The organism is [Clostridium] ultunense DSM 10521 (assembly GCF_000511955.1).
GTDB classification, from domain to species: domain Bacteria; phylum Bacillota; class Clostridia; order Tissierellales; family Tepidimicrobiaceae; genus Schnuerera; species Schnuerera ultunensis.
Genome location: NZ_AZSU01000002.1, coordinates 486,751 through 502,057, shown reverse-complemented (window position 1 = coordinate 502,057; position 15,307 = coordinate 486,751). Strand labels below are relative to the sequence as shown.

Annotated in this window: 15 protein-coding genes; 3 read left to right on the top strand and 12 right to left on the bottom strand. The window is 33.2% G+C overall.

What is annotated here, in order from left to right; translation table 11 throughout:
- Positions 1-1,038: an S-methyl-5-thioribose-1-phosphate isomerase gene (mtnA, locus tag CUL_RS0105240; protein WP_025640731.1), complete on the bottom strand. Its 1,038-nt coding sequence runs from the start codon at positions 1,036-1,038 to the stop codon at positions 1-3.
- 216 nt (positions 1,039-1,254) lie between these two features.
- Between mtnA and CUL_RS0105235 the strand changes: the two genes are divergently transcribed.
- On the top strand, positions 1,255-2,151 hold the full coding sequence (locus CUL_RS0105235; RefSeq protein WP_025640730.1) for a peptidylprolyl isomerase: 897 nt from the start codon (positions 1,255-1,257) through the stop codon (positions 2,149-2,151).
- Positions 2,152-2,563: 412 nt separating this feature from the next.
- Here the strand turns inward: CUL_RS0105235 and CUL_RS0105225 are convergent, their stop codons facing one another.
- From CUL_RS0105225 to CUL_RS0105190, 8 genes are all read right to left on the bottom strand, one after another.
- Positions 2,564-3,775, bottom strand: a complete 1,212-nt coding sequence (locus CUL_RS0105225) for a metal-dependent hydrolase family protein (protein WP_025640728.1) — start codon at positions 3,773-3,775, stop codon at positions 2,564-2,566.
- A gap of 68 nt (positions 3,776-3,843) precedes the next feature.
- The gene (locus tag CUL_RS17910) at positions 3,844-5,493 is read right to left on the bottom strand and encodes an ABC transporter substrate-binding protein (RefSeq protein WP_005587193.1); all 1,650 of its coding nucleotides are present in this window, start codon (positions 5,491-5,493) and stop codon (positions 3,844-3,846) included.
- A 33-nt stretch (positions 5,494-5,526) separates the two neighbouring features.
- On the bottom strand, positions 5,527-6,564 hold the full coding sequence (locus tag CUL_RS0105215; RefSeq protein WP_005587194.1) for a dipeptidase: 1,038 nt from the start codon (positions 6,562-6,564) through the stop codon (positions 5,527-5,529).
- Between the two features lie 37 nt (positions 6,565-6,601).
- Positions 6,602-7,588 carry an ABC transporter ATP-binding protein gene (locus CUL_RS0105210; protein ID WP_005587195.1) on the bottom strand — a complete coding sequence of 329 codons (987 nt, stop codon included), beginning with the start codon at positions 7,586-7,588 and terminating at the stop codon, positions 6,602-6,604.
- Between the two features lie 12 nt (positions 7,589-7,600).
- Positions 7,601-8,569 carry an ABC transporter ATP-binding protein gene (locus CUL_RS0105205; protein ID WP_005587196.1) on the bottom strand — a complete coding sequence of 323 codons (969 nt, stop codon included), beginning with the start codon at positions 8,567-8,569 and terminating at the stop codon, positions 7,601-7,603.
- 52 nt (positions 8,570-8,621) lie between these two features.
- Positions 8,622-9,449, bottom strand: a complete 828-nt coding sequence (locus CUL_RS0105200) for an ABC transporter permease (protein WP_005587197.1) — start codon at positions 9,447-9,449, stop codon at positions 8,622-8,624.
- Positions 9,446-10,408 (bottom strand): ABC transporter permease, encoded by a 963-nt coding sequence (locus CUL_RS0105195; RefSeq protein WP_005587198.1) that lies wholly within the window; start codon positions 10,406-10,408, stop codon positions 9,446-9,448. The genes CUL_RS0105200 and CUL_RS0105195 overlap by 4 nt, the downstream gene beginning before the upstream one ends.
- Positions 10,409-10,584: 176 nt before the next feature.
- Entirely contained in the window at positions 10,585-11,232 is a 648-nt protein-coding gene (locus CUL_RS0105190; RefSeq protein WP_005587200.1) for a GntR family transcriptional regulator, read from the bottom strand.
- A 339-nt stretch (positions 11,233-11,571) separates the two neighbouring features.
- Here CUL_RS0105190 and CUL_RS0105185 point away from each other — a divergent pair, with 339 nt between their 5' ends.
- Positions 11,572-11,772: a DUF1657 domain-containing protein gene (locus tag CUL_RS0105185; RefSeq protein WP_005587202.1), complete on the top strand. Its 201-nt coding sequence runs from the start codon at positions 11,572-11,574 to the stop codon at positions 11,770-11,772.
- 55 nt (positions 11,773-11,827) lie between these two features.
- Here the strand turns inward: CUL_RS0105185 and CUL_RS0105180 are convergent, their stop codons facing one another.
- From CUL_RS0105180 to CUL_RS0105170, 3 genes are read right to left on the bottom strand one after another with little or no spacing between them, the layout of a single operon-like run.
- Complete coding sequence (locus tag CUL_RS0105180; protein WP_005587203.1) at positions 11,828-13,315, bottom strand: sensor histidine kinase; 1,488 nt, start codon at positions 13,313-13,315, stop codon at positions 11,828-11,830.
- The gene (locus tag CUL_RS0105175; RefSeq protein ID WP_025640726.1) at positions 13,308-13,991 is read right to left on the bottom strand and encodes a response regulator transcription factor; all 684 of its coding nucleotides are present in this window, start codon (positions 13,989-13,991) and stop codon (positions 13,308-13,310) included. Before CUL_RS0105175 ends, CUL_RS0105180 begins: the two co-directional genes overlap by 8 nt.
- A complete protein-coding gene (locus CUL_RS0105170; RefSeq protein WP_005587206.1) occupies positions 13,969-14,544 on the bottom strand; it encodes a DUF4342 domain-containing protein in 576 nt (191 codons plus the stop codon). The genes CUL_RS0105175 and CUL_RS0105170 overlap by 23 nt, the downstream gene beginning before the upstream one ends.
- 304 nt (positions 14,545-14,848) lie before the next feature.
- On the opposite strand from CUL_RS0105170, the gene CUL_RS0105165 reads away from it, so the two are divergent.
- A complete protein-coding gene (locus CUL_RS0105165; RefSeq protein WP_025640467.1) occupies positions 14,849-15,115 on the top strand; it encodes a transposase in 267 nt (88 codons plus the stop codon).
- Positions 15,116-15,307: the final 192 nt, after the last annotated feature.

The following is a 15,307-nucleotide window of genomic DNA, read 5'->3' as shown; positions in this document are numbered from 1 at the left end:
TTATTTAAGTTTCAATATATTCTCTTTAAAAGGAGGTTTCACTATCCCTTTCTCCGTAATTATCCCTGTAATATTTTCATTAGGAGTTACATCGAAGGCTGGATTGTATACATCTATTCCTTCTGGGGCTATCCTAATGTTTTCAATATGGGTAACTTCTTCACTACCCCTTTCTTCAATTTCTATTTCTTTTCCTGTTTCTATATCAAAATCTATGGTAGTAGTTGGAGCAACAATATAGAAGGGTACTATGTATTCTTTAGCCAATACAGACAACATAAAGGTGCCTATCTTATTAGCTGTATCTCCATTTAAAGCAATTCTATCAGCACCTACCAATATTAAATCTATCTTCCCATCCCTTATTAAGGTAGCTGCCACACTATCTGCAATAAGTTTAGATGGAATACCTTCTTGCACCAATTCCCAAGCAGTAAGCCTTCCACCCTGAAGTCTTGGTCTGGTTTCATCTGCATAGACCAATATATCTTTTCCACTATAGAAGGCTTCCCTAACAACTCCTAATGCAGTTCCAAATCCTGCAGTAGCCAGAGCGCCAGTATTACAGTGGGTCAAAATAGTTGCTTTTTTACCAACTATTTGATTCCCATATTTAGCCATCTTCTTATTGGTTTCTATATCTTCCTTTAATATTGTATCTGCTTCTTCTTTTATCTTCTTATATATTTCATTTACGGGCAAGTCCTTATTTTCCTCTATAAGATCTTTCATTCTCTTTATAGCCCACATTAAATTTACGGCTGTAGGTCTTGATCTGTTTAACAACTCCATGGCTTCTTTCATATTAGCCAAAAATTTTTCCTTATCCTCCTTTAAAAACTCCCTTGCAGCTAAAACTACTCCATAGGCTGCTGTTGCTCCTATGGCTGGTGCTCCCCGAACAACCATATCCGTAATTGCAAAATCTACATCCCTATAAGTTCTGCATTCAAATATTTCATAGGAAAGGGGCAGTTTCCTTTGGTCTATTAAGTATAGAATATCTTCTTTGAATTCAATTGTTTTTATTTCTTTCATATATCCTCTCTCTCCTTATCCAATGATTTACCTTATGATGAAATTTAATGTCATAATTAAATCTTATCATCTAATGAAAATTCTGTAAATAATCTTTTGATTTTTACAGCCAGAAACAAATTTATGGGAAATTGTAAAAAACAATATTAAATTATCTATAAACTAAAACTATATGGTATAATCAAATAAGATTAATATTAGAAAGGTGGAAGATTATTGATAGAGCAAACAAACAAAAAAAGAATTATTGCATTACTTATAGCCGTTGTAATAATAGTTGGGGCATTAGTAACTGTTAAATTAGGTTTCAATGAAGATAAAAAAGAGGAAAATGTAGTAGCCCTCGTAGGTGGTGAAAGAATTACTAAGGATGAATTATACGACTTTTTAGTCAAAGCTAATGGACAAGGAGCATTAGATTCACTAATCGTTAATAAGATTATACTATTAGAGTCTGAAAAACAAAATATCCAAATCTCTGAAGACGAGATTAAAGAACAGATTGATAAAATGGTGGAGACCATAGGAGGCCAAGAAGCCTATGAATCTGCTCTGCAGTATTACGGATTCTCCGAGGATGAGTTGAGAAAAGATATAGAGATGAATCTATACCTTACTAAACTATTAGAACCGGAAATTCCTATAACCGATGAAGAAATGAAAGATTATTTTAAAGAAAACAAAGATTCCTTTAATCAAATGGAAGAAGTTAAAGCCAGCCATATATTGGTTGAAACAGAAGAAACTGCATTGGAAGTTAAAGAAAAACTATCCAAAGGCGAAAGTTTTGAAGAGTTAGCTAAAGAATACTCTACCGATACTAGCAATAGCCAACAAGGTGGAGACCTAGGATTCTTTGGAAGAGGAAGGATGGTAACAGAGTTTGAAGAAACAGCCTTTTCATTAGGAATTGGAGAAGTCAGCGATCCTGTTAAAACAGATTTTGGGTATCATATTATTAAAGTAGAAGATAAAAAGGAAGCAAAAGAAGCTAATTATGAAGAAAGTAAGGATAAGATTAAGGAGATATTGTTCCAAGAAAAATTCCAAGGTGCATATGATACTTGGATACAGAATAAACTTGAAGAATATGAAATACAAACCTTCTTATAATAGCCTTCTTTTTTTTGCAAAGGACAAAAAACATTTTGCAGACACCATCATTAAGGATATGGCTAGTGAAGAAGCAATTATCTCCATAGTATATTGGCTATTTGTTAGTATATTCGCTACCTTGGACACCAGCAGTTATATACACTATTAGCTTTGCTAAGAACAGTGCTGTACCACTTTCAGCGACTCAGGTAACCCCATATGTATTATACTCTTATGCTATATTGGCCGTAATGTTTGTGACTATAATTTTAGGAATTGGACGATATGACAATATGAATAAATTGGAAAAGGCAATTGATAAGTAATCTAAATACCGCCCGTAAAACGGGCGGTATTTAGATTCAAAAAAATTAAAGGGGTATAAATTTTTACAAACTTGTCTATATTATAATATTAATTAAGCTTACATTTATTCAAGGTGAGGAAGATACTCAATATCTGGAATTAATACTAGTTGCCCATCCTTATATACTTGATCAACATTTTTAAGTGCCCAAATGTTATCCATTGGATTTTCTTCTAAAACTATAAAATTTGCTTTTTTCCCAACAGTTAAACTTCCACACCATTCATCAACTCCAACTATTTTGGCAGAGTTAATAGTTCCAGCCACCAAAGCATCAATTGGACGTATACCCAATTCAACCATTGAAACGAACTCCATATAAGTTCCATAGTGAGGATTAAATGGTGTTCCAGCATCTGTGCCTACTCCAATAAGTATACCAGCATCCCAAGCCTTAAGAAAACCTTCTATTTGTGCTTCATGAGCTCGTTTTGCCTTTTCCATAGCGTAAGAAGGTACTCCCCGTTCAGACCCGTATTTGAATAGATAATAATCCACGGAAAGGGTTGGTACTAATGCAGTATTTCTTTCAAGCATTAGCTCAATACATTCATCATCTAGATAACTACCATGTTCTACTGAATCAATTCCTGCTCGAACCGCATTCTTTATACCCGATGCACCATGAGCATGGACTGCAGTTTTTTTCCCAACTTTATGCGCTTCCGCAATTGCTGCAGCCATTTCATCTTCGTCCAATTGGGTTTCATCTTCATTCATCCCAGGAGACATTACACCTCCTGTTGCCATTATTTTAATAAAATCTACTCCACGCTTTAACTGTTCCCTTGCAGCTTTTTTGCAATCAATTGGACCATCACATTCACGTCCTGTATTACTACCATGTCCTCCAGTCATGGTTAAGCATTGACCAGCTACATAATAATCTGGACCAAGGGCAATTTTTTCTCGAATTGCATCTCGCAAACCAGTTTCTACTTGTTTTCTGCCATTCATATCTCTTACAAAAGTTACGCCGGATTTCAAATGTTGTTGAAGATGAATTAAGCCTCTAATCGCAAATTTTGCTGGTTCTTCCCAATTAAGAGACGCTGGATTTGCAATAGGAGTGGACAATGCATGTGCATGTATATTAAACATTCCTGGCATAACAGTTTTGCCTTGAAGATTTATTCCTTTATGCTTTTGTTCTTCTGTTAGTTTATCGCCAGATCCGATTTCAACTATATTTTCTCCTTCAACAATCATGTAACTATTGTCTATATATTCCTTTTTAATAACATCAATTAATCCAAAATTATAAAATAATTTCAAATATATTCCTCCTCATCAAGTTAATTGGGTAGGGCAATTATCACCCTACCCCCAAAATAATTAATCTATTATTTAGGTGCTCCACCTTTCCACTCAACGGTATTTACCATATGATTTGCTGAGTTCCCTGAATTTTCTTGCCAGAAAAATCCTGTATATTCTTCATTATATACACGAGGAATTGCATATTCAACGAAATTATACATTGGTAAGTCTTTCGAAATTATTTCTTGAACTTTGAAATAATAGGGTGCTCTTTCTTCATATTTTACTACTTGTTCACCTTGCTCAAAAAGCGAATCGATTTCTTCATTATAATATCGCATTTTGTTACTTGCACTATTAGATAATAAATAACTAGCAAAATTTGAAGCATCAGGTCCTCTATCTCCACCGCCAGCACATAGATCCCAATCTCGTTTGTTATCTAACATTTCTGTCCGTAGTGCCCATTCATATTGTTCGATCTCGACTTTTATTCCTACTGCATCTAATTGTTGCTGTACAAAAAGGGGTATATCTGTAGTTCCAAATATAGATGTAGGAAAACATCTATATGTTAGAGTAAATCTATAACCATCTGCTCCCTTTTCATAACCAGCATCATCTAATAATTTATTTGCATATTCTATGTCTGTCTCTGGTAACCTTAAATCCTTATTATCTGCCCAGTCTACAATTGTTGTATACCAACTTGTTGCAGGTTTTACCAGACCCATATATAATTTTTCAGCAATTTCTTCATTATCAAGAGCATAACAAATTGCTTCTCTAACAATAGGGTCAGAAACGTATTCTCTTGAACCATCCATATTGAATCCCATCCACTGTGTTATTGAAGTAGGTTGCATATCTACCGCAACACCTTTGGCATTTTTCAATCTTTCTATTTCTGCAAACGCTGGAGATGCAGTCATCCATCCTGCTTCACCTGCCTCAATAGAAGTCATCGCAGTAGTCTCAGATGGAGTAAATACAAAAACAACTTCATCTAAGTAGGGACCATCACCAAAATAATCCTCATTTGCTATTAACTTACAATGACTACCTATTTCATGTTCTTCAAAAATAAATGGTCCAGTTCCAATAGGTTTAAAATTATTAGGATTATTGTCAACATCTGTTCCTTCATATAAATGTTTAGGTAAAATATCGAAACCATAATAATCTGCAACATTATTTACCATTACTCCTGAAGGCTCTTTTAACTTCAAAACTACAGTATAATCATCTGGTGTTTCAACTTCATCGACTAATGATAATACTTGATATCCATTAGCACCTTCACCATATTCTAAAATACTTTCAATAGTCCATTTAACATCAGCTGAAGTAAAAGGTGTTCCATCATGCCATTTAACATTCTGTCGTAAATTGAATGTATAGGTCTTGAGATCATCTGAGTTGCTCCATGATTCTGCCAAATCTCCATACAATTCACCTGTAGATTCATCATAAGCAACAAGTTTTGAAAAAATATTTCGATTAATATATGGTATCGCTCCATCCCAAGTATAGTTATAGACATAACTGCTTGGCTCTAGTTTTGTTGCTACAACCAATGAACCACCATATAAATGCTCATCAGTACTTACTTCTTCACCCTTTTCAACATCTCCATCAGGTTTAGAAGCTTCATTACTAACATCAGTGTTAGAACAACCCACTACCAAAATACAAATGGCCATAATTAGTAATAGCACCTTTGTTTTTTTCATAATTGTCATCCTCCTATTTTTAATATTATTGTATTAATCTCCCCACACTTCTCTAAATACACGTAAATAGTTTAATCCTAATATTTTTTTAATATCTTCATCTGAAAATCCTATAGCAACCAATCCACGTGTAATATTTACATACTGATCAACTCGTTTTAAATCAGCGTTGAAAACAGTTTCAAAGAACCATGGACTATTGAATAATAGTTTAGTTTTGGTTTCCCAATAAAACTTTGTATAATATTCATAAATATCAGAACCAATTGCAATATGATCTGTACCGACTAAATTTGCTAAGTATTCGAAATGTTCCATATAGTCTTCTAGTGTTGGTTGTACACCTACCTCATGATGACATAAAAATGCATGCGAACTTAATCCAACTAAACCTCCTTTCTTAGATACAGCTATTATCATTTCATCTGTTATATTCCTTTTTGATGGCGTTACCGTTTTTGCATTTGAATGACTAAATATGCAAGGTTTTGAGCTAGCAGATATAGCTTCAAGGCTAGTTCTTTCTCCAACATGGGAAAGATCTACAACAATTCCTTGACGATTCATCTCTCTAATAGCTTGCTTACCATAAAATGTAAGACCCCCGTTTTCATCAGACAAACATCCATGTCCAAAAACATTGGGTTCATTATATGTAAGTTGGCAAATTTTTAAGCCTAATCTGCTTAATATACTCCATTTATAGAAATCGCTACCAATTGGTGCTGCATTTTGGAGACTAAAAATTACGCCTATCTTGTGTTCCCTATCAGCTTTTTCAATATCTGATACTGAATTAATTTGCATAACTTTATCAGGATAGTAATTGAACAAGTTATAATAACTATATATCTCTTTCAACACATCCTTAAAGCTACCTGCAGGTGATGCTAATGTAATACTTTGTGCTGTAATCCCAGATTCAAGCAATCGTTCAATATATGTCTTACCTTCAATAACAGGTGGTTCAGGATTTATGATATTACCACATAATCCATCAATAAAAACAGATGTCTGTATTAACTCCTCAGCTCTTTCTTCTTGTGCTTTACTTAATGTAATCTTTTTCAATTTAATTCCTCCTTGTTATATTTCTTAAATTTATTTTTCATTCCCTTTCAAAAACTCTGTTACAAGCTACAAAATGATCCTTTTCTATTTCCGTTAATTCTGGTTCTTTTTCAAAACAACTGGCAATTGCATAATTACATCTTGGTGAAAATCTGCAACCTTTTGGAGGGGCTGTAGCACTTGCTGCTTCTCCTTTTATCTCAATACGATTTGAAGTATCTGCAAATAAATCTGGAGCTGATGATAGAAGTAATTTTGTATATGGATGTACAGCCATTTCCATTAACTTATTAGAAGATATCAATTCTACAATTTTTCCAAGATACATTACTGCAATTCTATGGGAAAGAAATCTTGCTGTTGCCAAATCATGGGTAATTAACAATATGCTAATACCATTCTCCCGATTAAGTTTCTGTAGTAAATTTAGTATGCCTGCTCGAATTGAAACATCCAACATTGAAACAGGTTCATCAGCGACAACAAACTTAGGATTTACTATTAGTGCCCGTGCAATTGCTACTCTTTGTCGCTGTCCTCCAGATAATCTATGAGGATATCTATTCACATATTGTTCTGGTGGAGAAAGCTCTACTAAACGCAACATTTCATAAATCTTCTCTATCATATCTTCACTATTTTTTGCTAATTTTAGATAACGTAATGGCTCTGCCACAATATCATATACTGTCATTTTAGGATCTAAAGAATCATAAGGATCTTGAAAAATCATTTGGACATCTTTTCTAAAATCAAATAGTTCTTTCCTTCTAATATTTACAATATTTTTATCTCCAATCATAATAGTTCCAGAGGAGGCACTTTCTATCTTAACTAACATTTTACCTAAAGTAGTTTTGCCGCAGCCCGATTCTCCTACTAACCCAAGAACTTCACCTTCGTTTATTACTAAAGAGACATCATTAACCGCACTGACAGTTTCTGCCTTCCCCCTAAGTTGTTTTATAAACCCAGTTTTGAGAACATAATCTTTGCTGAGGTTTTCTACTATTATGTCACCCATTAAATCATCTCCTTACTGATTAAAATCAAGTTCTTCTGCAAAATGACATTTGCATAATTTATTAAAACGAACTGAACGCATTGGTGGTTTTTCATGTAAGCATATATTTTGTGCATATGTACAGCGAGGATAAAAAGAACATCCACTAGGCATATCAGCAAGATTAGGGGGGCTTCCAGGTATTTGAGTTAATTTTGATATTGGTTTGTGCAATGAAGGAAAAGACCCAACTAAAGCATTTGTATAAGGATGGTTATTTCTAATCAATACATCTCTTGTGGGACCAATTTCCATTATTTCACCACCGTACATAACTGCAATTTTTTCACATGCTTCTGCAACTGCTGATATATCATGAGAAATTAATATCATACTCAAATTTAATTCCTTCTGTAAATCAATCAATAATTCTATTACCTGTCGTTGGGCCACTACATCTAAAGCCGTTGTAGGTTCATCTGCTATTAAAATTTTCGGATAGCAAATAAGCGCTAATGCAATAACCGCTCTTTGCTTCATGCCTCCAGAGAACTCATGAGGATATTGCATTAATCTGGACGAAGAAATGCCTACTTTTTCAAAAAAATAGCTTGCTCTATCTATTGCCTCGGATCTAGAAATAGTCTCATGTTCTAGTAGGGCATTTACTATTTGATCGCCTATTTTTTGAACAGGATTGAGAGCAGTCATAGCATTTTGAAAAATCATCGATATCTCTTTCCAGCGAATACTTCTAACTTCAGCATCAGATGCAGTAACTATATCAACACCATTTATTAGGACTTTCCCATTAGAAATCCTTCCATTTTTGGGGAGTAAGTTCATCAGTGCATAACCCGTTGTACTTTTACCACAACCAGATTCACCAACTAAACCAAGACTATCTTGTTGTCCTAACCCAAAATTAACATTATTTACAGCCGTAAGAAAATTTTTGCCAATTTGAAACTCAACTGTCAAGTCTTTAACTTCAAGAATCATGCCTATACTCCTTTCCAGTTATATCTGACTAAAGTATTAAAAAATTATTATATTATTCAATTAATTGCTGTTTAATATTTAGAGTCATTTGCAGTGCAGTTCCCAATAAGTTAAAAGCTAGTAACATTAGCGCAATCACTATACCTGGTATTATAACTAGCCAAGGTGCTGATGATATATGGCTTTGTCCAGCTTGTAAAATTTTCCCCCATGAAGCCACCGAGGGATCCCCTAGTCCAAGAAAAGATAAACTTGCTTCTGTCAAAACTGCTTGTGCCATTTGTAATGTTGAATTGGATAAGACAGGACCAATTCCGTTAGGTACAACATGCCTAAATAAAATACTTAATCTTTTCCCGCCTGCAACTTCAGCAGCTTGTACATATGTCCTGCTCTTCAATGTTAACACTTGAGCTCTCATAATTTTTGCATTCGATGGCCAAATTGTAGCACCCACTATGATTACCATCAAAGTTACGCTAGAACCAAATATAGCAACCATTAGAATTATTAAGAATGTACGTGGAATAATATAAAACACTTCAAAAATTCTTGACATAATATCATCAAAAACTCCACCAATATAACCTGATAAAGCCCCAAGTACAACTCCTATTATCAGCGAAATTCCTGCAGCACCAAATGCAAACACCATGGAAATTCTACTTCCCCAAACAATCATTGCCCATACATCTCGTCCCATATTATCAGTTCCAAAAATATGTTCTTTATTAGGCCTTTGAATTGGGGCTCCTTTTGAAAATAATGGATCCCCAGGACTAATTACAGGAGCAAATATAGCAAATACTAGCAATACTGAAAGTATACATAATCCTATAATAGTTTGTTTATTAGTTATAAATATTTTTAATCTTCTCATGAATGCACCACCCTTGGATCTAAGTACATATATATTAGATCTGTAATTAAACTTCCAACTACAACCAATATAGTCGTTACCAAAAACCCACCCATAATAATGGGATAATCCCTTGAGGCGACACCATCAAAAATCATTCTTCCCATTCCTGGCCATGAGAAAACTGTTTCCGTTAATAGAGCTCCAGAGAACACAGTACTAAGCGACATTCCAGCAACAGTGACAGTTGGTAATAGCGCATTTGGCAAAGCGTGCTTTTTATAAACGTCCTTTTCACTATATCCAATAGCCCTAGCTGAATTAATATAATCCTCTTGAGCTACTTCAACAACTGTTGAACGTGTTAACTTGATATAGGTAGGTAAACGAACTAAGAATAATGTTAAACTTGGAAGTATCAGATGCCTTATCAAATCAACAGATTTTGAATACTTTTGTGAACCAAAACTGTACATACCAGAACTTGGCAACCATTGCAACTTAACTGCAAAAAAGAGTATCAATAACATACCTAACCAGTAAACTGGCATACAATATAACATCATTGATACGTTTGATATAATATTGTCAAGAGTTTTACCTTCATGTCTTGCTGCTAATGCTCCTAATGCAGTACCCACTACTATTGTAGCTATTTCACTTAGCAGGACTAACATAAGTGTAACTTTCATTTTTTCTTTAATAATATTTGCAACCGGCTGTCTATATGTATATGAAACACCTAAATCACCTTTTAATAATTTTTGCATATACAATTTTAGTCGAACAAGAATAGGCTCATTCAAGCCATATGCTTCACGTAACTCATCCATATATTCTTGAGTCGCATTTTCTCCAGCCAACACCGTAACTGGGTCCCCAGGTGCAAAATTAATTATTAAAAAATTAAATATAGTAACTGCGATAATTACAGGTATCATTTGAAGTACTCTTCTAGCTATATACTTCGCAAAATCCATTTTATCACTCCCTATATAATAAATTTTTAAATGCCTTTTATACCATAAACAACCTTATTAGGATACTGATCGTTAAACGTTTATCATTTAGGCTGCCAGCAAATTAAAAATATTAATATTAGCAATTAAGTTAGATTAAATGTATTTTTACAACTTTACAATAATTAGTATATTTTCTATTCATTATTTGATAAACTCTCTGCTATATATAACTGAATATGTTCTTCTACTATGTCCTGAGCTTTTTTTGCGTTGCGTTCAACGATTGCAGATAAAAGTTCCCTATGAGATTTCATTACCACTTTTAAATGCCTTTGAGATTCCCATGATGACTGTCGGAATAAAGCCGATCTATCTAAAAGTTCTTCAATTAATTGATATAAAATCTTGTTCTGACAATAACTGTAAATAGTAGTATGGAATTTAATATTCCATTTTCCGAATTGATTACGGTCTCCTTGTATAATACTTTTTTCCATTTCTTCTAGCATATTATCTAAAAAAATTAATGTTTCATTGGGAATATTTGGAGTAGCTAGTTTTGTAGCCAATCCCTCAAGATTAGCTCTTACTATATATATTTCCCTAATCTCATCAGCATTTATATCTGCAACAACAGCTCCTTTATAAGGCTCGATTTTTATAAGACCAACAGATGCAAGATTTCTAATTGCTTCTCGGACAGGCGTTCTGCTGGTCTGAAATCTTATTGCTAACTCATCTTCAATTAACCGTTCTCTAGGAATAAATTCACCTGAAATTATTGCATCCCTTAATTTTTCAGTTACTTCATCACTGGTTGCACCATTTGAGTTTTTTTTCATTATCGTATAGCACTCCTTTCTGCTCTCATTTACCATTTTGATATAGTATTCAAACATGTATACATTTTTATATATAATTTTGTATACAATTTATATTGCATTAATAATACCATATTAATATTTTTTTATCAAGTAGTTTTTAAAATATTCTATATAATTTAAAAATAAACAAAATAAACAAATTGACATTTTATATATACTTTTTAATTACATAAATGTAACAATCTAAACCAATAAAATTTTGGTTTAATCTTTATAAATTCTAGAAGTTTTCAATTATTTATCATGAATTTTAAGTTTTACTTTTGGTTAATCTAATTTGGAAAGGCAGGTGAAAAAATGACTGTACAAAGTGATTTACAAAAAGCAATAGCTTCTTGTGAAGCAGCCAAAGGCAGTTATTCTTTAATGGCGGAATCAACAGAAGACCAAGAAACAAAACAAACGTTTCAACAAATGAGTTCTGAAGTAGATAGACATATCAGATTTTTAAATGACCGATTAAACTTTTTAAATGAAAATAATCCTCTTAATAGTTAAGAAAAAATAAGAGAACAAGCGTTTGATTTGCTTGTTCTCTTCTAATTATATCATATCATTCTTGAACTGTAACTTCAGAATCTGTATTCCCAGCTGCAGGAAAAATAATGGTTATGCGAGTACCTATATCCACCCTACTCAAGATTTCAAAATATGCTCCATGGCGTTCTATTATCCATTTTGCGATCGACAGGCCTAAACCAGAACCTCCCGTTTCTCTCGCTCTAGACTCATCTGAACGATAAAAACGATCAAATATATAGGGCAAATCTTCAGGATCTATTCCAATGCCACTGTCTTGGACTGTAATATGAATATATCCATCTTTATTAATAATTCTAAGGAATATTTTATCCCCACTTGGTGTATATTTTATACTATTGTCCACTAGTATTCGTATGGCTTGTTTAAGAAGTTGTCTATCTGCATTAATATAGGCTGGTCTAATTAGATCCATTTCAAATTTATGGCTTTTATCAATTAATTCAGCTTCTCGAATTATCTCGTCCACTATTTCGCAAGCATCTAAAACTTCCTTGTGAAGTTGGATAGTTTCGTTATCTCCCCGAGCAAGAAAAAGAAGTTGCTCCACTAATTCTTTCATGTTTTCTGCTTCAGTTTTAATTGCGTCAATGGATTCTTCCATAGTCTTCTCATCTCTTTTTCCCCATCGATCCAATAGATTTGCATATCCTTGTATAACGGATATAGGGGTTCTTAGTTCATGGGATGCATCGGAAACAAACCGAACTTGAGACTGATATGAATCATTAATACGATTTAACATATCATTTATTGCAGTAGCTAAATCTTTAAGCTCATTTTGAGAACTGTCAATAGAAATACGACTATCAAGCTTATTAGCATCAATATTGCTAATGGCCCCTGCTAAATCTTTAATATTAGTTCCATCAGACATAGAGGATACTTCTTTATTAATGCTTTTTGCTGTTTCAGATAAATCAGTCAAAGGTTTTAAGGTCTTCCTTATCATCCTTGAACCCTTCCCTATTTCTCCAATCAGTATTAATAGTTCAAATATTAAAATAATGAGGAATAAATATATGAATAGCCTTAGATCTGAACCTAAAGAATATATAGTTTGATAAGATAAACCATCAATAGTAAATCCAATAGTATATTTTACTAAATCAACTTTTTCCAGCAGCCTTAACTCTTTATCATGTTTAAGTATATTGATACTTCGTTTTGCATCAAGAATTTTTACAGGTAATTTTTTTTGAATATCCTTAGGAAGTTTAATACCTTTTGATAAATCCTCTCCCACTAATACTTGATAGTTATTATTTCTATAATTTATGAGTTCTAAATTATCGGTAGGTAGCTCTATAATGCCAATTATGTCTTGAACTCCTTCTTCAACCTTCCAAAGGATAATAAAAGAACCCATTAGAAGTATAAGAATATTTATTGCCAAAAACCCAGAAAGTAGTCTTCCTAACATTCCTACGTTTAATTTTATAACGAGAGAGGACCGTATTTTTGTAGTGAAATTGGTTGAAGATCCATTCTTTCTATTCATCTTTTATTACATACCCCACTCCCCGCACAGTATATATTATCTTTAATCCAAAAGGTTCTTCAATCTTTGCACGAAGGTATCTAATATATACATCTACTGCATTAGTTCCACCTGAAAAATCATAACCCCAAATTTCCTCAAGTATAGTTTCGCGACTTAAAACAATATCTTTATTTTCCAAAAGATAGTGTAATAAATCAAATTCCCGTTTAGTCAAATGTATCAAATTATCCTTTACTCTGATTTCCCTTTTCATAGGATCAAGATGTAAAGGTTCTAAAACCAGCTCCGAGGATTTTTCCAATTTATTGCCTGTATCCTTTTTTCTTAGTGCAACCCTAATTCTGGCCAGCAACTCTTCTATTGCAAAAGGTTTAGTGATATAATCATCAGCCCCTCCATCAAGGCCCGTAACTTTATCTACAACGGCATCTCTAGCCGTAAGAAGAATAATGGGTAAATCAGAAAATTGTCTGATCCTTCTGAGAACTTCAATTCCATTAATACCCGGAAGCATAATATCTAGTAGAATTAGGTCAAAGGGCTGGGTTCTAGCAAGTTCCAGCCCATCCCTTCCATTAAAAGCCTTTTCTACTTCATATCCCTCATATTTAAGCTCTAATTCAATAAAACGTGCTATTTTTTCCTCATCCTCAATTATCAGAATTCTCCCCATTAGATTTCTCACCTTTTACTTCCTTTTTTAGATTTTCAGCCACATCAGCCACTGAGTCCATGGCACGGTTAACATTCTCTTTTCCTAAATCAGGACCACTAAACATATATCTATATCCAAAGAATAGTCCTAATATTATAATAGGAATGGTTATCCAGAAGGTAAATATTAGAAGAATTGCTAATACAGTTACCGGTATTGACATTATTTTATCTCCGTCTTTAATAATTTCAAAATGGTTTCTATTTCCTCTATTTACTATTTTGCCGCACCATCTAAAAAACCTACCTATTAATTCTCCAAAAGATGCACCATAATCTGCTTTTGTACCACTTTCCCCAGTTTCACTATGCTGTCCTTTTTTTCTGTCTTCTTGTGAATTTTTTGAACTGTAATAACCTCCTCCTTTAGGTGGGTTAATACGATTCTGTTTTTCAAGATTAATTATTGCTTCAAGCATATCTCCGTTAGTTTCTTCAAGGGCTGCTTTTGCTTCATCATAAGATATATTAGCTCTCTGACGTAATTTCTCAACCTGCTCTAAAGTAATCATAAACATAACCTCCTGTTATTTAATGTGACTTAATTATAACAACAGAAGCTTCAAAAACCATTTAAGAAAGATTAAAATTTGATTAAAATTCTAAAAAGATTAGGTTTTTTTTGCTATTGTATCATACGAAGTTTGTTTTATCAATGAATCTTAAGATGTAGATAATGAAAATATTGCAAGAAAGGAATATATTGTATGTTACATTTGTTGAAGTTATATCAAATACTTTGATGTTAGTATATAAGTATGGACACTAAATAAGGTTTTTTATATACTACTAAATGAGGAAGGAAGTGTCCATAAAATGTCTAAAAGAAAAACTTATACAGATGAATTCAAAATAATGATTGCAGAGTTAGTATTATCAGGAAAAACAGTTAGGGAAGTAGCAGACGAATATGGCCTAAGCCAAACAGCAATACGTAATTGGGTAAAGAAGAAAACACCGATAGATGTAAAGGGAGATACCACAAATCTTGAAGAAATTCTAAAAATCAAGAAGGAAAATGCAAGACTTAAGGAAGAAAATGATATATTAAAAAAAGCTATGGCCATATTCGCAACCAAATAAATCCTGATATTATATTTGAAATAATAAAAGCTAATTCTAAGGAACACAGCATAGATACTATGTGCAAGGTGCTAAAATATCCTAGAAGCACCTATTATGATAAGCATAAGGAAAAGCCTGGAAACAAGTGGAAAACTCTTAATAAGAAGCTTAGAGAAGATATTCTAACAATCTATAATAATAGTAACAAAA